This window comes from Pedobacter sp. GW822-FHT03F06 (assembly GCF_058801365.1).
The window spans coordinates 12,319-31,851 of record NZ_JBXANE010000012.1 but is presented as its reverse complement, the minus strand read 5'-3'; the positions used below and the strand labels follow the sequence as shown (position 1 = coordinate 31,851).

Sequence of the window (19,533 nt, the reverse complement as noted above, 5' to 3'; positions counted from 1 at the left end):
TTTATGAGCATACTCATTTAAAATAGACGTGCAAAAAGCTTTATGACTTTTAGATTATTACGCCAAAGTCAATTTGACCAAATACTGATCTTCACCATCATCAAAAATCAATTCAGCATCCCATCCTGTTTCATGGGCCATACGCTTAATGGTTTCTTCATCTATATAAATCCAGTTAAACCAATTGCCTTTTTCGCCTTTATATTCGTACTGATAAGATACCTCTCCATAATACTGGTTTTGCGGTTTCGGCATATCTTCGTATAAATAAGCAATATCAGAAGAATCGAAAATCACCTGTCCATCGGGGTTGATGAGGTCTTTTAATTTGATCAGGAAATCCTTAAAGCCGGGCAAAGTTCCGGTTAAACCGATACCGTTCATGAGCATGATAATGGTATCGAATTTCTCCTGATAGGTAAAAATATCCTGTATGAATGCTTTTTTTACACCACGCGCTTTCATAATATCCACAGCTGCTTCCGAAATATCAATAGCAGTTACATCGATATTAAAAGCCTGTAAAAGTAAAGCATGACTGCCTACACCGGCACCAATATCCAATACCTTTCCCCTGCACATGTGTAACGCCTGAAGTTCTAGAACGGGCATATCTTCATCATCACGGAAGAAGAATTCTAAAGGCATTTCTTCCGGCTCTCCATACGAATTGTGCAACCAAAGCGTATCGGCCTCGCCTGTTCTATAAATATCTGTTAACGCTTTACCAAAAACATCCATGCGGGCAAAGATAGGGAAAATGGAAGATGGATGAGGTGAGATGTGTGATGTCATTCGAAGGCAAGACGCATCTGTAACTAATGAACAGACTTTTTATTAATTGATTTCATAAGAAAGTCGTCATTGCGAGGCTACGAAGCAATCTTAAGGCACAAGCTAATAGCGATCGTTGTAAGATTGCTTCGTCGGCTGAAAAAGCCTTCTCGCAATGACGATCTTATAAAGGTCAGGATTAAAAATCCAGACCAGCACCTCAATATTATTCAATCTCAAATACCTGATGATATTCGGGGATAGCCACATGTTTAAAGCCTGCATCTTTCAGTTTGCCGGCAAAATGTTGCTGTACTTCATATTCTCCATGTACCAAAAACAGCTGTTTTACTTTAGCCGGATCCTGACCTGATAAAAATTGCAGTAAATCTTCATAATCGCCATGTGCGCTCATCGATTTTATCGATTGTACTTCTGCCTTAACCTCATATTCGTCGCGGAAAATTTCTACTACCTTTTGTCCGGCAATTAACCTACCGCCAAGCGATTTAGGTTCGCAATATCCTACCATCAAAATGGTATTTTTCTGATTGCCGATATTATTCCTGATGTGGTGTTTTACACGACCAGCCTCAGCCATTCCCGATGCCGAAATAATTACACATGGCCTGGGATCGGCATTTAAAGCTTTAGATTCTTCTACACTTTCGATAAAACGCAAGCCTTTAAAACCAAATATATCATGATCTACCTTTAAAGTTTCTTTAACGCCATTATTGTATACTTCAGGATGGTTTTTAAGAATTTCAGTCGCTTTTGAGGATAAAGGACTATCTACATAATAAGGTACATCAGGTAATTTACCTTTTAATTCTAAACCATTTAAGGCATAAAGCAGCTCCTGTGTACGGCCCACAGCAAAAGCTGGGATAATAACTTTCCCCTTTTTAATTTTACAGGTATGGTTAATAATCTCTAAGAGCATGTTTTCGATCGGATCGAGATCTTTGTGTAACGAATCGCCGTAGGTAGATTCCATTAAGATATAATCGGCCTGATCAAACTGCTGCGGGCTTTTTAAAAGCAGATCACCGTAACGCCCAACATCGCCAGAAAAGGTAATCCGTGTAGGTTTTCCTTCTTCTGTAATGGTAAGATGTACCGCAGCACTGCCTAAAATATGCCCTGCATCAGTAAACTTTAACCGAATGCCCGCCTCAATTTCGAAATCTTCTTCATACTCCACTATCTTCATCAGACTAAGCGTTTTGGTCACGTCATCATCGGTGTAAAGTGGCTCTTCCATTTCTTCGCCTTCGCGTAGGTGGCGGTTAGAAAACTCTGCATCCTGCATCTGGATTTTGGCCGAATCCATCATTAAAATGCGGGCCAGGTCCATCGTTGCCGAAGTACAGAAAATCTTACCTTCAAATCCTTCTGCAACCAGTTTAGGCAATAAGCCGCAATGGTCTATATGTGCATGTGATAAAATCAGATAAGTAACCTTTTTGGCATCGAAACCAAAAAAGTCGTTTAATTTATCGGTAACACGGCCCATCCCCTGGAATAAGCCACAATCTAATAAAATCTGGGTACTATTTTTTAAGGTAATAAGGTGCTTACTCCCCGTAACCGTACGGGCGGCACCATGAAAAGCAATGTTCATCAAGATGGTGGTTAGAAATATGTAGCATAAAAATGCCGGATATTTCCGGCACTTCCAATTCTTTATGCATTTATTTCTGCTATTTTATCTTTCACCTTATCGGCTACGCCAGTCGCTTTATCTGCTAAACCAGCTAACTTATCTTTTGAAGCGTCTAATAGATCAGCAAAAAAATCTGATACTTTACCTTTTAAATCGCTTGTCGAATCTGAAGATAATGCCAATGCGATTGTTGCACCAAGTGCTGCTCCAGCTAATACGCCTACAATAATTTTTGTTTCCTTTGTCATAACTTTTATTCTTTAATAATTAAACATTAATTGGCACTGGTTGTTTTGCTTTTATTCTAACATAAATCATTCCATTTACATGAAGCATATTTTTTTTATCGATTTAGACAATACCATCTATTTTACCAAACCGAATGAAGAACAGTTGATGGGTGAACTTTATCGTTACTTAGAAAGCCTGGATTTAGGAATCAGCGATGAAAAATTTCAGTTAGCCAAAGGGGAAATGCTGAGAACGCCTTTTGTAAAAGTGGCTAAAAAATATGGTTTTAATGAAGAGATAATGCCTGAGGTGATTTCATATCTGCACAGTAGAGAAGTAACCAAGCCCTTAAACCCAAGCGATGATTACCATTATATTAAAAGCCTTAATGGCCGAAAATTTATTGTAACGGCGGGTTTTCCGAAACAGCAAACCTCAAAAGTGAAGATGCTGGGTATCGCTGATGATTTTGAAGCCGTACATGTTGTGGATGTTTCGACAACCAACAAAAAAGAAGCTTTTAAACTGCTGATTGAAAAATATGGTCTAAAAAAGGATGATATTTTAATTATAGGAGATGATGCAGAATCGGAAATTAAATTCGGACTGGAACTGGGGATAGCTACTTTTTTACTCGATCCCGAAAATCTGCACCCAAATGCCGAAAGCACTTTTAGGGGAACCGATTTAAGTAACCTTCATACAGCGGCTGGGCAGTAAACCAATCTTTTTCTTGGGTTGTCGCCTGGCGTAGTTGAAGGGTGAACACATTCGGATGAAGTGCATTAACCAACACTTACTTTCATCATAAAATAAACCATTAATGTTTTGGAGAGCCGCTTTCTGCAACTATTTCAGTTTCTCCCCGCTTTCCGTTTTACTTATCCCAGTTGGAAAACTGGGATTGCGTGTTCACTCCAATCGGGTCTAGATAGGCCTGATCATGCTACTATTAATGACTGGGCGTTAAATTAATACCTCATCCAGGTGGAGAACTGCTATTTTTTGCACAAACCTTTGTTTCTAAACCCGGTAGCAGCGGCAGCCTCCTCCCGATTTTACATCGGGATTCATCGGAGCTATAGCGAATAACGGGAGTGTTGTTCCCGAAGCAATGCTGAATGTTCATTTCCAAAACAATAGAGTGAACAAAATCCTTACTTTCTTATTTTAAGATTACAAAGTCTTTAAAATAAAAAAGTCCCGATTTTCATCGGGACTTACCAATCTATCCTCTACCACCTCTTGATGGTCTTCCTCCTTCAGAGCCGCTTCTTTCACCACCTCTTTGTTGCTGTTGTTGCGGTGCTTCTGTTCTTCTTTGTTCTTGTCTTTGTTGCATTTGCTGCTGCTGTTGCTGTGCCCTTTGTTGTTGAACCTGGGCATCACGCTGTGCACGTTCCTGCTGCTGTTGTTGAGCTTGTTGTGCACGTTGCTGTTGCATTTGCTCATTACGTTGTGCTCTTTCTTGTTGCTGAGCCTGAGCCTGCTGCGCACGTTGCTGTTGCATTTGCTCGTTTCTTTGCTGTTGCATCTGCGCATCGCGTTGAGTCCTTTCCTGTTGCTGGGCCTGGGCTTGTTGCGCACGTTGCTGTTGCATCTGTTCATTACGTTGTTGCTGTACCTGAGCATCACGTTGCGTACGCTGCTGTTGAAACTGCTCGTTACGCTGTGCCCTTTGTTGCTCCATTTGAGCTGCACGTTGTTGTTGATCTGCCTGACCACGCTGCTGTGTTTGCACATCGCGTTGTGTACGTTGCTGATCCTGGCTCATACGGTCTTGCTGTGTACGCTGTTGTCTCATCTGCTCCAAACGTTGCTGATCCTGACCACGGTTTACATTTTCCTGTCCGTTTCTGCCATCTACACCATTGGCATTACCGCGGCTAAAACGGCCATTAGCATCCCTATTATAAACTTCACCTCTGTTATTAGGCTGATTATTATTGTCTCGGCTTATGTTACCGTTGTTCCTATCAGGTTGCCCGGTACGGTTATCCCCTCTCGATCCAAAACGGTTATCGTTATTATTGCTATTACCACCTCTTTGATCGCGGTTGGTATAACCTTCATTCCTTCCGCCTCTGCTAATGCCGGCATTGCCTTGTTCAAATTTTCTTGGCGCTGCACTACGATTATCAGCATTACGCTCTGGTCTAGGTCTGTAGATAGAAACCTCTCTACCACCAACCCTACTCGCACCAGGTCTTGAACTCTGCGCATACCTGTAAACGGTTACATCCCTGTTGGTTGCACGTCTGATATCTTCAACCCTCGGGCCTCCATAATAGGTCCTTCTGTTATAAACATAAGTATTATTGATAATGGTGGTGTTTCGGATATATACATTGTTGCGCCCGTAATCATATCTTGGAAACACATTGATATAGATATTGCGTTGTGGAATAAAGTTCCAGCAAAATTCTGGTACTACGTAACGGCGGCCAAAACTTAGGTTAATACTAATACTTGGTGCCATTGGAGCCCATCCGTAATAACCATCACCACTTCTCCAATCTACCCAGGCTGGTCCCCAATTGGTATCAGGTAACCAGATCCATTGTCTGTAACTGTTAATTACCCAGCGGCCATAGTGGAAAGGTGCCCAGCCCCAATCGTAATTGGAAACCCAGGTATTGCCGTATTCAGTCATCGCCCAACGTCCGTTGGTATAATATGGACGAAATTCGCTTTGATCTACATCCGGACGCCAAACGTAGCCATATTGAGGGTCTTGTATCCAGGTACCATAAGGCGAAAGTTCATCGTAAAAAGTCTGTAAAGAAACATTGCCAGTGCTGTAACCATCGTCCTGGTAATCGTTTTGATAGTCTTGTGCCCTGACAAGGGTTGTGGTTCCGGCAAGGAGCGCAAATAGCCCCAGCACAAGTGCCGTAGATTTCAGTGTTTTCATTTGTGTGTTTTATTTTAATAACCTAATGTGTGTGTATCAATTAGAGAACCAAAAATGTAGAAGGTTTAATATGCATGCATAGTTTCTGCATTTTCCTTCAAATATTGCCTTACGAGGCATATTTAACTAATATTTAACGTTTTAAGCACATTTTAATTGTGCAGAAAATTAGTCAGTTAGAAATAAAATTTGCTACACCTTTGTTCACAAAAGAGATTATATTGCCAGTACCCTAAATTTTAGAACTTAAATTCTATTTATTGTGAGTATTTTTGCAGCATGCAAAAAGGCACTTTATACCTTATTCCCGTACCATTGGCTGAAGAGGTAGCACATAAAACTTTTACCCCTTATTTGGTTGATACCATTAACCAGATTGATACCTACATTGTAGAAAACAGTAAGACAGCCCGTCGCTTTTTAAAAGAGGCTGGTTTAAAGACTCCACAAAAAGATTTGATTGTACACGATTATGGCAAACATAACCGGACAGATTTAGGTCAGTTTTTTGTTGAGCTTGCTGCCGGAAAAGACGTAGGCTTAATGAGCGAAGCTGGTTGCCCTGGCATTGCCGATCCTGGAGCAGATATTGTTGCAGAAGCACATAAACGCGGCATTAAAGTGGTGCCCTTGGTAGGCCCAAGTTCAATTTTACTGGCTTTAATGGCCTCAGGTTTTAACGGACAGAGTTTCGCCTTTTGGGGTTATTTACCTATTGATAAAGAGCAACGTACCAAAAGGATTAAAGATTTAGATTTATCGGCAAGCCGTTACAAACAAACACAGATATTCATCGAAACACCTTTCCGCAATAACCAGCTTTTTGAAGAGGTGCTGAAAAGCTGCAAACCCAATACGCAGGTTTGTGTAGCCAGCAATCTTACTGCAGAAAATGAATTTATTAAAACTCAAAGTGTTTATAACTGGCGCAAAGAGGAAATAGATCTTCATAAACAGCCTACTATATTTTTGTTGTACTAATGATCTGGTTCATTGGCCATTAGTTCATTGGCCATTGGTTCATAACAGTATTCGTCATTGCCTCGTCGGCTGAAAAGGCTTCTCTAGCAATGACGAACAATTTCAAAAAATCAAAACATATCTATTCTTACATGGGTTGTTATCATAGCGCTTTGCAATTATTCACTAAATTTTACAGTTATGAAAAATACAAGCACACCAAAAAACAATCCAACGGTTCAGGGCAGTTCAATAGCTGATCGGGCTAACCATGATGTTAAAACGGACAAAAAAATCCAGGGAATAACCAATGGCGGTGGCCAACGGTCAGATCAAACTTCCAATAAGGACAATCAACGGAAGTACGACAATAAAAAATAATTGAAGGTTTTTTAATATGCAAAAAAGGCTTGTCAGAAATCTTTATTGAATGAGATTTTCTGACAAGCCATTATCTAAAAAATGGCAATCTATTTCGCCATTACATTATAGAAATTATAATCCGTCATAGGGGCCCCTGTTATGCCTAAATTGTGGCAAATGGTAATGATCTGGCCACGGTGATAAGTACTGTGATTGAAAACATGTAGCACATATTCAAAATTCTGAAAGTCGGAAGTAAACCAAGGACTTTGAATCTCCGTTTTCTGATTAAATCTATCTTCACTTATTGCAGTAATATAAACGGCTAAGTTTTCTGACTGTTTCAACAGTGCATTAAAAATATCATTCAAACTTCCATATTCGCGGAATTCGAATTCGGTTTTAGTTAGAATTGAATACCAATACTCCTGTGCCTGTAAGATATGGGCGAGTGTTAACTTTACACTCTTGAAACTCGATAATACTTCCTGCTCCAATAATTCTTCCGGATGATTTTTTAACCAATTTACCAAGGTTAAATTTGCCCAGAAATTATAGTTTGCATAATTTTTCATTAAATAAACAAGGGAAGTTTCTTCCATTGTTTCTGAGAATAATTGTTCCTGTACCATGTCTTTTTTGTTTTAGTCACACAAAGAAAATACAGGCCACTGACAACCCTATGGCAGTGTAAAAATCAACATAAAAATATTTTTAAATGAAGTGTTTTTATCAATTCAGGCCACATTCCCATCATTCATTTTCCATCTTACCTGATCATCCTGTCAGGAGAAAAAGCAATAAAATATTCCGATCCGGTTTGGATACTAACATTAAGATCTGGCACGTTAATTTTAGGTTGTTCTTTAAGCTGCAATAATACGCTTGCTGCAAAATCATGTATCTTTTTTGGGTCTACCTGAACAGAAACCGTAGGAAAGAAATCGTGTTCTATTTCGGCCTTTCCCTGCTCACTTACCTGGCTAAATTTCCACGATTCTTTGACCCGAAAACCATTTTCGTTGTTGGCATTGTTTAAATGGTATAAAAACACTTTCGCCTGTAAGGCTATACTCTCATTTTGCATATTATAAAATTTGGGCTTTTTTGGCCATAATTTGGCAAGGTAAGAAGAATTAACTGGTAGTACTCTTTTTTTGATTGGTAAGCGATATGGAATTAATCTTGTTTTCTTTGGCAACGCTCATTTAACTAAAATATTATCGATAAAACAGACTATTCATGTAAATTTTTAAATACAAATACAGCTTTGAAACATTACAAACCGTGTTAATTAAGTTTTCGTGTAAAATTATCCTACGGCCAAAAATTAATGTAACAAGTTCCGTTACATTTGTTTATCAGCTCCGAAAGGACTTAACTAACTTAAACTTCATGAAAAATAATCTAAAAAAGATTGCCATCGTTGCCATGGTGGCAGTGGTAATTGCAGCCTGTAAAAAAAATCAGGAATCAATCGCTGAGCCTCAAGAAACGGTAAAAAATTCGGACAAAGTTTTGCAGTACATTAAAGACCTGGGCTTCCCCGCTACAAGTATTGTTGATAATGGAAATGAATTTATCGTAGAAGAAGATATTACATTCCCTAAAAACATGGAAATCCCTGCTAATGGCGCTGGGGCTAAAACCGAGCAGTATTATACCGGAAGCATTGTAAACAGCACTAAAAAGCTAAACATTAGAATTTTTGTAGATCCGTCTATGACTTCTATGAGCAGCGAGATCAATAGTGCAATTGCGCAATGGAATGGTGTTCCAAATTCGACCTTACGTTTTAGCGTTGTAACCACAGCACCTTACGACATCCTGATCAAAGATGAAAATTTAGGAAATGGTGTTTGTGGGCAAGGACAGTTCCCATCGGGAGGAAGTGCAGGTGCTTTGGTTAAAATCAATAAAAATTATATTGCCGGTAATTCGTTTGCCCAACGCGCAAGAACAATATGCCATGAATTCGGTCACTGTATTTCCTTCAGACATACCAATTGGGCAGCCCAGGGCGAATCGACTGCTACAAATGTTCCTGGTGTTACCGGAACTGATGCCCTATCACTTATGAATGGTGGCCAATGCGGATCAGGTGCAACGGTATTATCGCAAAAAGATAAAGATGCTACTGCTGTATTATATTAAAATTTGCTAAAAAACAACTAAACAAACCTAAACTGGTCTATAAGGAGCTGATAATTATAAGCCCGGGAGCTCATTGCAGCACCCGGGCTTATTCTTTTGATAAGGCAATAATATCTTTTCCTTCTAAAATCCTCCGCTCGCCATTATGGTTTAAAGTATTAATCATGGCATTGCCGAGCTCGGCCATGGTGCAAAACCCACTTGGATAAACGGCCCTTCCAATAGGAAATAACCAGTTGATATATTTATAAAATTTATGGGCATATTTTTGTCCTGGCAGCGGCTTAATAAAACCCGGGCGAAAATTAAACACCTGCCCAAAAGGTAATCTCATTAAATCGTTCTCCGTTTTACCCTTTACCTGTGCCCATTTCAACCGTCCATTTTCATTGGTTCCGCCACCGGAAACATAACAAAAAGTCATATTATCGTTCAGCTTACTTAACGTTTCGGCAACATGCATGGTTAGTGTATAGGTCATTTTGTAATAGGTATCGCTATCAACGCCTACCGAAGTAATTCCTAAACAAAAGAAACAGGCATTATAACCCGAGAGCTGATTTTCAATCTGCGAAAAATCAAAAAAATCGGGATGGATGATCTCCTTAAGCTTCGGATGGCTATAACCACATGGCTTGCGGTTAATCACTAAAACAGCATCAATTTCCGGACTGTTTAAGCATTGCATCAATACGCCTTCGCCCACCATTCCGGTAGCACCGGTGATGATTACATTATTCTGATTTCTGATTTTTCCCATCGGAAGTTTATTTAATAATCAAAACGAAGATAAGTTAATCTTTGTTTGCTAAATAAGCCAGTTGGGTTTCTCTTGGCTTCGTCAAGGTAAAAGAAGGTAAATTTTATGATAAATTAATTATATTTAATAAAACAGCAATATGATGAATCAAAATTTGTTAAGCATTAAAATGATGGTGCTTACCTGCTTATTATTTATCTCTAGCCAGTTAATTGCACAAAACGAATTAAGTCCGAGGCAAACCTATCCCGATTTATTTGAGAAAGTTCAAATGGCAAGAATTTATCCTGATAGTAAATCTTTTGCAGATGCCATCCCAAAAAAGAGTCCTTCAGAAATCATGAAGGCTTATAACACACTAAAAAACAACCAAAATTTTGACTTAACGGCATTCGTAAATGAATATTTTAATATGCCAGAAAGCCATCATGCGACTTACCAATCAGATATTAGTGCGGGTATAGAAAAACACCTGGATACCTTGTGGACGGTGTTAAAAAGAGATCCTGATACGGCTTCCACCTACCAAACATCACTGCTGCCATTACCGAAGCCTTACATTGTTCCCGGTGGCCGGTTCAGGGAAATTTATTATTGGGATTCTTATTTTACAATGCTCGGTCTGCAAAAGGCTGGCAGATCAAAAACCATAAAAGATATGGTTGACAATTTCGCTTACCTCATTAATAAATATGGTTTTATCCCCAATGGAAACCGTACTTATTATTTAACACGTTCGCAGCCCCCGTTTTTTGCTGCTATGGTTCAGTTGCTTACCCAGCATAATAAAAATGTAAAACTTGCAGATTATAAGGACCTTCTGGAAAAAGAATATAATTTTTGGATGAAAGGGGCTAGCCAGTTAAGCAATGGCAAAGCGATAAACCATGTGGTAAAACTTGCTGACGGCACTATTTTAAACCGTTACTATGATGCCGGCGATCAGCCCCGCGAAGAATCGTACAGGGAGGATTTTGAAGCCGCTAAATTAACCAAACAGGTTCCGTCCACGTTTCTTAGAAATGTACGCTCTGCTGCAGAATCGGGTTGGGATTTTAGCAGCAGGTGGTTTGCTGATGGTAAAAGTTACAACCAGATTATTACCACGGATTTGCTTCCGGTTGATTTAAATACTTTATTATACAATCTCGAAACTGCCATTGCCACGGCAAACAACGAGGCAGGCAACAAAACAAAGGCTGCTCTATTTAATAAAAAAGCTAATCTGCGTAAAATAGCTATCCTAAAATACTTCTGGAACAAAAAACAGGGCTTTTTTACTGATTATAATTGGAAAAACCGGTCACTTTCTAACCAGCTTACCCTTGCAGCAGCATTTCCATTGTATTTTAAATTGGCAACACTGGCACAGGCCAAAGCTGTTAAAGAAAAACTGGAAAGGAATTTTCTTAAAACAGGTGGCTTAATTACCACATTAACCACCACAAAAGAGCAATGGGATTCGCCAAATGCATGGGCACCGCTGCAATACATCAGCATTGCGGGATTGCGCAATTATGGATACGATAAACTGGCCGACACCATTAGTATGAGATGGATAAACCTTAATATTTCTGTATTTAAAGGCACCGGCAAATTAATGGAGAAGTATAATGTGGTAGAAACGGACAGTAAAGGTGGTGGCGGGGAATATCCACTTCAGGATGGCTTCGGTTGGACAAACGGCGTACTCTTAAAACTGATGAAAAACAATTAAGTAGCATTTCTTTTTTAATGTTTTTTTAATCGATTTTTATAAAAATAAAGAAGCCGTAACGTTAACAGTATATAATCAGCATGCTAACCGTTACGGCACCTTGTGTAGATATTAAATTTTAATAACCCGGATTTTGGATCAGGTTGGGGTTACCAAGTTGATTATCGGGAATAGGGAAAAGCAGGTATTTAGCCTCACTTGCCGGTTTTTCCTGCCATGCAGCGAGAAATTTACCAAAACGGATTAAATCCTGTCTCCTAAAGCTTTCCCAGTACAACTCACGTCCACGTTCGTCCAATAAAATATCCAATGTTAAATTTGGTAAAATTGAAGCGCCCCTAACGGTTCTGATCGAATTTACAATGATTAAGGCAGGAGCTGGTTGCGATGTTCTTAACTGGGCCTCGGCTTTCATCAATAATACATCGGCGTAACGGAAATAAACCCAGTCGTTATCTGGTTTTTTAGATCCTGAGTTGGCATAGTCAATCGGATACTTGATAACACGGATACCTGCCACTTCCAAATGGTTGGGGTCTCTTTCTATAATGCTTACTTCTGGGGTGAAGGCCAATGGGTTACCTTTTCTATCCTTTAGTGCTACACCATTCTGGTTTACCTGTTGACCAACCAAAAACCCTACCCTAACACCTGAAACGTTGGTTTGGCCAGCATAAGTTCCACCTCTTCGTGTATCAGCAGCCTCAAATTTTGCATAAAAGTTTGATAGGGTCGAAAAACCATTATAACCGCTTGGGTCCTGATTATAGTGTGTGGTACATTTCCATTGTCCATCTAAATCACTACCATTTACCCCCCCTAAGTTTTGTGCAGTAAAAATGTTTTCGGTTGAAAGCACATTATTTGTTGGGGCAAAATTATCGAAATAGTTTGGCGTGAGTATATAACCGCCAGCGGCTATTTCATCTGCCAGCGAAATTACCTTGGCCATATCCGCAGCATCGAAAGTTGGCGTACTGCGGTTTAAAAAAGCTCCTTTGTTAAGGTAAAGTTTCATTAAAAGTGTCCTTGCTGCATTTTTATTGGCAACATTTGCTGGCCCGGCAGGCAGATCGGGGATGATCGCCGTTAACTCGCTAATTAGGTAGGTAATTTCATCGGCAGCATTCCGAACACGCGATGGTTTGGTAACACCCTCTCCCGGGTCCCTGTATGGCACCTGTCCCCAGCCATCCAAAACCGAAAATTGGGCAAATGCACGTAAAAAGCGTGCCTGTGCAGCCTGCTCCGCATTCGGACTCGCATTTAGAACACTCGTAGCCACATAAGAAATGCTATTTAAATCCCTAAAAACATCCGAAATCCGAGTATGATCCGGTGACCATTTATGTAGGTGCAGTGCCCGCCAGGCACCGTTATCGTCCCAGTCGCCAGCACGTGTAGGCACGATAATCTCATCTGATGTAACCTCCTGCAAAGCAGCCCAGTTCCATGGGGCTTGGTAAGGGCCGATCATTGCGGCATAAGTGGCACCCAATACCCCTGCAACATTATTTGATGATACTGCTCCACTGCCAACCTGTCCATTCAGGTTTTCATCTAGCTTGGTACAGCCAGAAAAACTCAAGGCAACCACAGCAAAAGTGAAAATATATTTATTTTTCATGTTATTATAGTTAAAAGATTAAAGGGAAAAATTAACACCAAAATTGATGGTTCTTGCCGTAGGGTAAGCCGTATAATCTATACCTGCAGATGGAACCCCGCTTACACCTTTATTCACATTCACCTCTGGATCAAAACCAGTATATTTTGTAATTACGAATAGGTTTTGGCCGTTAACATAAACATTAAGCGATTTGATTGATTTACCGATATTGCCAATGTTATAGTTAAGCGTAGCATTGGCCAATTTTAAGTAATCGCCTTTTTCGATATACCTTGATGAAGCAGCGATTGGATTGGCAAGCGACTCCTGTATAGGCGAATCAATTAAAGCGGCTGAAATATTGCGCTGGGCACCCAGGTTAGATATCGCCAATACCGAATTTGCGGTGTTGTTGTAAATATCCTGACCAAATGCACCGTTAAAGTTTGCCGTTAATGAGAACTTCTTATACCTTAAATTTGTGCTTAAACCCAAAATTACTTTTGGATTGGGATTACCTACATAATAAGCAGTAAAACCATCATCGGTATATTTCGAAAATCCACTGGCATCCAAACCATTATATTGGCGCGTAACCATAGCAAAAAGCGGCAGCCCATTTTGGATCACCTCGGTGGTTACACCACTCAAACCCTGCCCGTTTAACGAACCTGTTTTGATAATGCCATTAATATTCTGTACTTTATTGTTGATAAAAGTAGCATTACCTCCTAAAGACCATGTAAAGTCATCCTGATCGATAATCGTACCGTTTAAGGTCAGCTCCAGCCCTTTATTGATAATCTGGCCCGGTAAATTTACCCAGGTAGGTACATTGCCCCCAACTGCCGGAGAAAATGCAATCTGTGGAAATAATAGATCTTTTGTTGTTTTATTGAAATAATCAATCGATCCGGTTAACCTGTTTTTAAACAAACCGAAATCGATACCCACATTGGCCTGTTTGTCTGATTGCCATTTTAAATCGACATTTTCATTGTTGATCGGTGTTAAAATTGGCGAACCGTTCGCATTTCCAAAATCGTAGCGGAGCTGCGCAGAACCTGAAGGAAAATCCTGGTTACCTGTTTTACCATAACCAACGCGTAATTTAAATAGATCCAACCATTGGATATCAGACATGAAACTTTCTTTTCTGATATCCCAGGCAGCTGCAAAAGAAGGAAAATAACCATAACGATTTGATTTACCAAATTTGGTAGAACCATCAGCCCTAAATGTAGCGGTTAAGATATATCTATTATCGTAATTAAAAATTGCCCTTGCAAAATACGACTGTAATTGGGTTGTAGGATTGTTGAAGGTAGAAAATGTACGGTTAGCCGGGGCCGTGGTTTGAAAGGCATCGGTATAGTCGGCGGCTATATCCCCAAAACCAGTTGCTGTATTGGTTGCTCCTTTATTGATAAAGTTAGAATACTCGTACCCTAAAATAGCGTTCAGATTCAACTTACCCACAATTTCCTTGTTAAAATTTAAGGTATTGGTAAACTGTTGCGTAATTAACTCATTGTTGGAGTAGCTCGCATAACCGCCAAGAAAAGTTCCTGATGGCTGGATGCCTTGCAGGTTTAGGGTACTTCTTGTAGAAGCCCTTCTGATACCCGTGCTATAATTTACACTAGCCAGCATGCGGTACTCTAACCAGGGCGTAATTTTATAATATGGAGAAACACTCCCCAGAATGGTAGTAACTTTCGATTTATCGTTATTTGCTGCCAAGGCAGCCAAAGGATTAATCGTGGTGGAACCATAATCTATAAATAAGCTGCCATCAGGATTATAAAAAGATTGGGTAGGGTTCCATGATAGTGCCTGCGAAATCAAACTTCCCGTAAAACCTGCATCAGTGGTAATGGGTGCTACACTTTCAAGGTATTGATTACTGATAACGTTAACGTCTAAACCTAGCTTTTTGCTTTCTAGGAATTTGAAATTTCCATTAAAACCAGCACTATATTTTTTAAAATCGGTAGTTTTGATAATCCCCTGCTGGTCCTGATAACCGAGTGAAGCGCGGAAGGTATTGCCGTTGGTACCACCGCTTATGCCCACCGAGTAATTTTGGTTATATGCAGTTCTGGTAATCGCATCCAATGCATCAACACTGGTTCCGAAGTTACCAGTGTTAAGATTATATTTCGATAATGCGGCACGGTACTCATCGCCCGTTAAAACATCAACTTTTTTAGCAATATTGCTTATACCTGCCGAGGCGCTTACATCAATTTTGGTCTCACCTGATTTTCCTCTTTTAGTGGTAATTAAAACCACACCATAAGCAGCACGCGAACCATAAATTGCTGTAGCCGATGCATCTTTTAATATCTCCATCGATTCGATATCGGCCGGATTGATAAAGTTTAGCGGGTTACCATCGGGCGCGGTACCGATACCTGCACTGCTTGATGGTCGTGCCGATCGTCCATCAAGTGCCACCCCATCTACGACATAAAGAGGCTGTCCGGTTCCGGTAATGGCTGAGTTACCCCTTATCCGAACGGTAGAGGCACCACCCGGTTGCCCACTGTTATTGATCATTTGTACACCTGCAACTTTACCCTGTATTAACTGATCGGGTGCATTTAGCGGGCCTTTGTTAAAATCTTTGGCCGATACTGTTGTTGCAGCTCCTGTTAAATCATTTTTTCTTACAGATGCATAACCGATAACTACAACGGCCTCTAAATTATTCAGCGAACTTAAGGTAATGTTTAGCAGGGTTTGATTATTGATATTTACAGTTTGTGATTCATAACCCACAAAACTTACTGTAAGCCGGGCTGTTCCAGTTGGAGCAGTAATCTGATATTTACCTTCAGCATCGCTTTGGGTTCTTGTACTAGTACCGGTTAACTGTACAGTTGCGCCCGCTAAAGGCGTTTTATCACTATCGTATATTATACCTTTTACGGTGATTTGGGCAAAAGCCGCTGTGCTCAATAGTAGCATCAGGAGACTTAAGCCTATCAGTTTCTTTAATGAATACAATTTCTGTTTTAGGGATAAAACAGACCGATTGCCTGTTAAAGTAATGTTCATAATTGATTTAATTAATTGGTTAGAAAATAGGTGTAGTTAAGGATTCAGAATTTCCTGTTTTAAGGTGGAGTATGTTTCATAGTTTCTATTTTTATGTTCGTATTAGTCGATTATACCTTTAATATTTGTGCAGTGGGACAATTCAAAATTTACGGGATCGTTCCCGACATTTATGATGTCAATATGATTGAGCATTTTTAACTCATATTTATTCTTATCTACAAGCGAAAGACATTTTGTAGGCGTATTTTGATAATTGTAAAGATCATTTCCTTTATTTTCAAAACTGCTGGCAATAGGCAGCGGCTGGCCGGTAATGAAAGAAAGCAGGAGGGATAAAATGATAAACAGTTTCAATTGTCTCATAATTTTCGGTACAATAAATCGGATCCCTACGAATAGGAACCTGAGCTATTGTGATTTAGTTTAGTATTTGGTTAATGTAATGATTAAGTGTCTGTGCTGAACGATTAAGTTTACACATCTTATCCATTTTATAATATGAAGATAGCTTATAAATTATGTAAAACCATAAAAAGGATAATAATTTATCGGGGCAACTTACTATCGGAGAACTGCTGCGATTTATAAGATATTGACAAAGAGGGTTTGGCCAGGCAGCAATTTAGCATTAATAACACCGACAAAGCCTTAAAAGGCTACAAATTGACTTTTTGGTAGTATGAATTTAAAATTGATTTCCGTTGTCTTTACACATAGATTTGCTTTGAGAAAAGTTATTTGAAGATATATTTAGTCATGGAGACTCGGAAAACATAACAAAAATTGTGGTCAATTTTGATATAAATAGTGAACCCCAAAAGTTTTATACAACTTTTGGGGTTCAATCAAAAAAATACTGTCTTTAAAAATTATCTTGCTGTGGGGCCTTTCATCTGGTAATCTTTAGGTGGTTCTGCTCCTAAAAGATGTTGTACAAAGTAGTCCCAGCGGCGGCGGGTCATATAAGGTGAGTAATCACCATAACCGTGTGCACTATTTGGAAAAATAACCAGATCGAAAGATTTATTTGCTTTTTCCAATGCCTCTACAACTAATAGTGTATTGTAAGGCGGTACATTATCATCCATCATACCGTGCACCAGCATCAGTTTTCCTTTTAAGTTTTTAGCATAGTTCTGGTTGGCCTGCGCTTCGTAATCAGAATTTTCTACCAGACCATTGTAACGTTCGCCCCAATCGTCCTCGTAGTTTCTGTTGTCGTGGTTCCCTGATTCTGAAATTCCTACTTTAAAGAAATCCGGATAACGGAACATGGCTGCAGCAGTAGCAAAACCTCCACCGGAATGTCCCCAGATACCTACCTTAGCCGTATCAATAGGGTATTTGGCAGAGAGCTGTCTGATGGCTGCAATCTGATCAGGCAAAGTATTCTCAGCCATATTGCCATAACTCATATCATGAAAACTTTTAGAACGGTCTGGATTACTGGTTCCTTCTATTACCACAACGATAAAGCCCAGTTCGGCCAAAGCCTGATTATCGCCACGTGAAGCCGCAAACGACCAACTGCCTACGCTACCTCCCTGAGGACCCGGATAAATATAATCGATAACCGGATATTTCTGCCCTGCATCCATTTTTGTTGGTGTGAAAACCAATCCGTAGATATCGGTTTTACCATCTTTGGCTTTAACAGAAACTGGGGTAGGTGCTTTCCACCCTATAGCAGCTAATCTAGATACATCTGTTTTCTCTAAAGTGTTGATCAGTTTGCCACTGATACTTCTTAAAACCGTAACGGCTGGTACATCTGGTTGCGAATAAGTATCTACAAAATATTCGAATGATGGAGAAAATACCACCTGATGGTTACCTTCTTCAGGGGTTAACAATGCCAGGTTTTTTCCGTCGAAACCGATTTTGTATAAGTGGCTAAAATAAGGATTGCCTTTTTCCCGGCCGTTAGCCATGAAGTAAAGCGTGCGTGTTTTTTCGTCAACTTTAATTAAACGGGTCACTACGAAATCGCCTTTGGTAATCTGGTTCTTCAATTTTCCGCTAGTCGCATCGTACAAGTACAAGTGACCCCAGTTATCCCTTTCCGAATACCAGATAATTTCTTTTGATGCCGGAAGGTAACGCCAGTTGATGGCTCCCTGACCAGATTCGTACTGTGTTTTTACGGTTTCTTCGAAAACTTCGCGAACAGCACCTGTTGTGGTATTGGCAATGCGGAATTTTTCATTTTTATGGTCGCGGGAGGTAGACAGAAAGGCCACTTCAGTGCCATCTGCTTTCCAATTGATATCATCAAAAGTACCACTGCTCGAAATATCATCGCTTAAGGTAGCACGGTGTTGATCTGCAGGGATATTTAGCGAAACCATCTTTGCGTTTTCTACATCAATTACCACTCTTCTAATAGTGGCAATCTGCTTATCGCCAGGTAAAGGATATTTCCAGGCTTTTAATACCGGCGCGCCCACATTTGTGGTTACCAGGTACATATCTTTCGAATTTCTTTGATCTTGCTGAAAAGTGGCTATCTTTTTCGAATCGGGCGACCAGCGCAAAATTGGCGCATCGCTATGTTTCCATCCTGCATTATCGGTAGCATAACCATAATCTTTAATGCCATCAGTGGTTAATTGTGTTAATTTTCCTGTAGCTACATCTTTAACAAAGAGGTTATAATCTTTAATTAAAATGGCTTTTTTTCCATCGGGAGATAAAATTTCATTCCGGCTGCCCCCACGACGTGATGGCGTTGCACTGCCTTTATAATCGGTAGTTAAAGTTTTTGTTTTCTTTACCGGATCTACCAAAAAAGTCTGTTCAGTGCCATTGGTTTTAGTAGTATACCAGAATTTATCGCCGTCCACCCAGTTAGGTTGCACGCTGGCATGGTCGATATACTTTGCAGTATTATAACCCATAAAACTTTCCGCCCTTTCGTAATCTTTAACGGTTAAGGCCTTCTGCTGCGCATTTGCTGTAATGGCCAAAGTACAAGCCGTTACGGTAAGCCAATATTTATTCATCATGTTAGTTAATCTTGCGATAAAAATAAGACTGTTTTAGGAAATGATTGGTATTAATCGTGATACAAATTTTGGGTATATGATCTGTTTAACCGTAAAGGGGAAAAGCAAATGCCACCAAATTAGATTTTTCTTTTTTGCATAAACACCTCGTACTAACATCATCATTCATCTTTTTAAAGATCCTTCACTGCGTTCAGAATGACAAATCGCGAGTTCGGCTGTGAACGCTGGACTTTGGACTAATTGATTGGTTGATCTGCTCCAAACCCTCTACGCTAAACGTCCAGCTCAAGATAAATTGACTCATGACT

At 39.8% G+C, this 19,533-nt stretch carries 15 protein-coding genes; 5 read left to right on the top strand and 10 right to left on the bottom strand.

Going from position 1 to position 19,533, the window contains the following annotated elements; translation table 11 throughout:
* Positions 1-57: 57 nt before the first annotated feature.
* From AC1RJ8_RS19670 to AC1RJ8_RS19660, 3 genes are all read right to left on the bottom strand, one after another.
* Positions 58-795 carry a class I SAM-dependent methyltransferase gene (locus AC1RJ8_RS19670; protein WP_492955255.1) on the bottom strand — a complete coding sequence of 246 codons (738 nt, stop codon included), beginning with the start codon at positions 793-795 and terminating at the stop codon, positions 58-60.
* A gap of 205 nt (positions 796-1,000) precedes the next feature.
* Positions 1,001-2,401 (bottom strand): MBL fold metallo-hydrolase RNA specificity domain-containing protein, encoded by a 1,401-nt coding sequence (locus AC1RJ8_RS19665; protein WP_492955254.1) that lies wholly within the window; start codon positions 2,399-2,401, stop codon positions 1,001-1,003.
* Between the two features lie 62 nt (positions 2,402-2,463).
* Positions 2,464-2,691: a YtxH domain-containing protein gene (locus AC1RJ8_RS19660; RefSeq protein WP_131032139.1), complete on the bottom strand. Its 228-nt coding sequence runs from the start codon at positions 2,689-2,691 to the stop codon at positions 2,464-2,466.
* A gap of 79 nt (positions 2,692-2,770) precedes the next feature.
* Here AC1RJ8_RS19660 and AC1RJ8_RS19655 point away from each other — a divergent pair, with 79 nt between their 5' ends.
* On the top strand, positions 2,771-3,394 hold the full coding sequence (locus AC1RJ8_RS19655; RefSeq protein WP_492955253.1) for an HAD family hydrolase: 624 nt from the start codon (positions 2,771-2,773) through the stop codon (positions 3,392-3,394).
* A 508-nt stretch (positions 3,395-3,902) separates the two neighbouring features.
* On the opposite strand, the gene AC1RJ8_RS19650 is transcribed toward AC1RJ8_RS19655, so the two are convergent.
* A complete protein-coding gene (locus AC1RJ8_RS19650) occupies positions 3,903-5,588 on the bottom strand; it encodes a DUF6600 domain-containing protein (protein ID WP_492955252.1) in 1,686 nt (561 codons plus the stop codon).
* 279 nt (positions 5,589-5,867) lie between these two features.
* Between AC1RJ8_RS19650 and AC1RJ8_RS19645 the strand changes: the two genes are divergently transcribed.
* Both AC1RJ8_RS19645 and AC1RJ8_RS19640 read left to right on the top strand, forming a co-directional pair.
* The gene (locus AC1RJ8_RS19645; RefSeq protein ID WP_492955251.1) at positions 5,868-6,569 is read left to right on the top strand and encodes an SAM-dependent methyltransferase; all 702 of its coding nucleotides are present in this window, start codon (positions 5,868-5,870) and stop codon (positions 6,567-6,569) included.
* 180 nt (positions 6,570-6,749) lie between these two features.
* Positions 6,750-6,929 carry a hypothetical protein gene (locus AC1RJ8_RS19640; protein WP_057931837.1) on the top strand — a complete coding sequence of 60 codons (180 nt, stop codon included), beginning with the start codon at positions 6,750-6,752 and terminating at the stop codon, positions 6,927-6,929.
* 89 nt (positions 6,930-7,018) lie between these two features.
* On the opposite strand, the gene AC1RJ8_RS19635 is transcribed toward AC1RJ8_RS19640, so the two are convergent.
* Positions 7,019-7,543 (bottom strand): DinB family protein, encoded by a 525-nt coding sequence (locus AC1RJ8_RS19635; RefSeq protein WP_492955250.1) that lies wholly within the window; start codon positions 7,541-7,543, stop codon positions 7,019-7,021.
* Positions 7,544-7,680: 137 nt separating this feature from the next.
* Complete coding sequence (locus AC1RJ8_RS19630; RefSeq protein ID WP_492955249.1) at positions 7,681-7,998, bottom strand: hypothetical protein; 318 nt, start codon at positions 7,996-7,998, stop codon at positions 7,681-7,683.
* A gap of 308 nt (positions 7,999-8,306) precedes the next feature.
* On the opposite strand from AC1RJ8_RS19630, the gene AC1RJ8_RS19625 reads away from it, so the two are divergent.
* Positions 8,307-9,065: a M57 family metalloprotease gene (locus AC1RJ8_RS19625; protein WP_492955248.1), complete on the top strand. Its 759-nt coding sequence runs from the start codon at positions 8,307-8,309 to the stop codon at positions 9,063-9,065.
* Positions 9,066-9,153: 88 nt separating this feature from the next.
* Here the strand turns inward: AC1RJ8_RS19625 and AC1RJ8_RS19620 are convergent, their stop codons facing one another.
* Positions 9,154-9,825: a Rossmann-fold NAD(P)-binding domain-containing protein gene (locus tag AC1RJ8_RS19620; RefSeq protein WP_492955247.1), complete on the bottom strand. Its 672-nt coding sequence runs from the start codon at positions 9,823-9,825 to the stop codon at positions 9,154-9,156.
* Between the two features lie 139 nt (positions 9,826-9,964).
* Here AC1RJ8_RS19620 and treF point away from each other — a divergent pair, with 139 nt between their 5' ends.
* Positions 9,965-11,542 carry an alpha,alpha-trehalase TreF gene (treF, locus tag AC1RJ8_RS19615; protein ID WP_492955246.1) on the top strand — a complete coding sequence of 526 codons (1,578 nt, stop codon included), beginning with the start codon at positions 9,965-9,967 and terminating at the stop codon, positions 11,540-11,542.
* A gap of 118 nt (positions 11,543-11,660) precedes the next feature.
* Here the strand turns inward: treF and AC1RJ8_RS19610 are convergent, their stop codons facing one another.
* The 3 genes from AC1RJ8_RS19610 to AC1RJ8_RS19600 form a co-directional block, all read right to left on the bottom strand.
* The gene (locus tag AC1RJ8_RS19610; RefSeq protein WP_492955245.1) at positions 11,661-13,169 is read right to left on the bottom strand and encodes a RagB/SusD family nutrient uptake outer membrane protein; all 1,509 of its coding nucleotides are present in this window, start codon (positions 13,167-13,169) and stop codon (positions 11,661-11,663) included.
* Between the two features lie 18 nt (positions 13,170-13,187).
* Positions 13,188-16,214: a SusC/RagA family TonB-linked outer membrane protein gene (locus tag AC1RJ8_RS19605; protein ID WP_492955244.1), complete on the bottom strand. Its 3,027-nt coding sequence runs from the start codon at positions 16,212-16,214 to the stop codon at positions 13,188-13,190.
* Positions 16,215-17,086: 872 nt separating this feature from the next.
* On the bottom strand, positions 17,087-19,222 hold the full coding sequence (locus AC1RJ8_RS19600) for a S9 family peptidase (protein ID WP_492955243.1): 2,136 nt from the start codon (positions 19,220-19,222) through the stop codon (positions 17,087-17,089).
* Between the last annotated feature and the right edge of the window lie 311 nt (positions 19,223-19,533).

Excerpts from the sequence above, each read along its gene's own strand:
- AC1RJ8_RS19625 (WP_492955248.1), top strand. The coding sequence starts at position 8,307 with ATGAAAAATAATCTAAAAAAGATTGCCATCGTTGCCATGGTGGCAGTG.
- AC1RJ8_RS19610 (WP_492955245.1), bottom strand. The coding sequence starts at position 13,169 with ATGAAAAATAAATATATTTTCACTTTTGCTGTGGTTGCCTTGAGTTTT.
- AC1RJ8_RS19670 (WP_492955255.1), bottom strand. The coding sequence starts at position 795 with ATGACATCACACATCTCACCTCATCCATCTTCCATTTTCCCTATCTTT.
- AC1RJ8_RS19655 (WP_492955253.1), top strand. The coding sequence starts at position 2,771 with ATGAAGCATATTTTTTTTATCGATTTAGACAATACCATCTATTTTACC.
- AC1RJ8_RS19600 (WP_492955243.1), bottom strand. The coding sequence starts at position 19,222 with ATGATGAATAAATATTGGCTTACCGTAACGGCTTGTACTTTGGCCATT.
- AC1RJ8_RS19620 (WP_492955247.1), bottom strand. The coding sequence starts at position 9,825 with ATGGGAAAAATCAGAAATCAGAATAATGTAATCATCACCGGTGCTACC.
- AC1RJ8_RS19605 (WP_492955244.1), bottom strand. The coding sequence starts at position 16,214 with ATGAACATTACTTTAACAGGCAATCGGTCTGTTTTATCCCTAAAACAG.
- AC1RJ8_RS19665 (WP_492955254.1), bottom strand. The coding sequence starts at position 2,401 with ATGAACATTGCTTTTCATGGTGCCGCCCGTACGGTTACGGGGAGTAAG.
- AC1RJ8_RS19640 (WP_057931837.1), top strand. The coding sequence starts at position 6,750 with ATGAAAAATACAAGCACACCAAAAAACAATCCAACGGTTCAGGGCAGT.
- AC1RJ8_RS19630 (WP_492955249.1), bottom strand. The coding sequence starts at position 7,998 with ATGCAAAATGAGAGTATAGCCTTACAGGCGAAAGTGTTTTTATACCAT.
- AC1RJ8_RS19650 (WP_492955252.1), bottom strand. The coding sequence starts at position 5,588 with ATGAAAACACTGAAATCTACGGCACTTGTGCTGGGGCTATTTGCGCTC.
- treF (WP_492955246.1), top strand. The coding sequence starts at position 9,965 with ATGATGAATCAAAATTTGTTAAGCATTAAAATGATGGTGCTTACCTGC.
- AC1RJ8_RS19660 (WP_131032139.1), bottom strand. The coding sequence starts at position 2,691 with ATGACAAAGGAAACAAAAATTATTGTAGGCGTATTAGCTGGAGCAGCA.
- AC1RJ8_RS19635 (WP_492955250.1), bottom strand. The coding sequence starts at position 7,543 with ATGGTACAGGAACAATTATTCTCAGAAACAATGGAAGAAACTTCCCTT.
- AC1RJ8_RS19645 (WP_492955251.1), top strand. The coding sequence starts at position 5,868 with ATGCAAAAAGGCACTTTATACCTTATTCCCGTACCATTGGCTGAAGAG.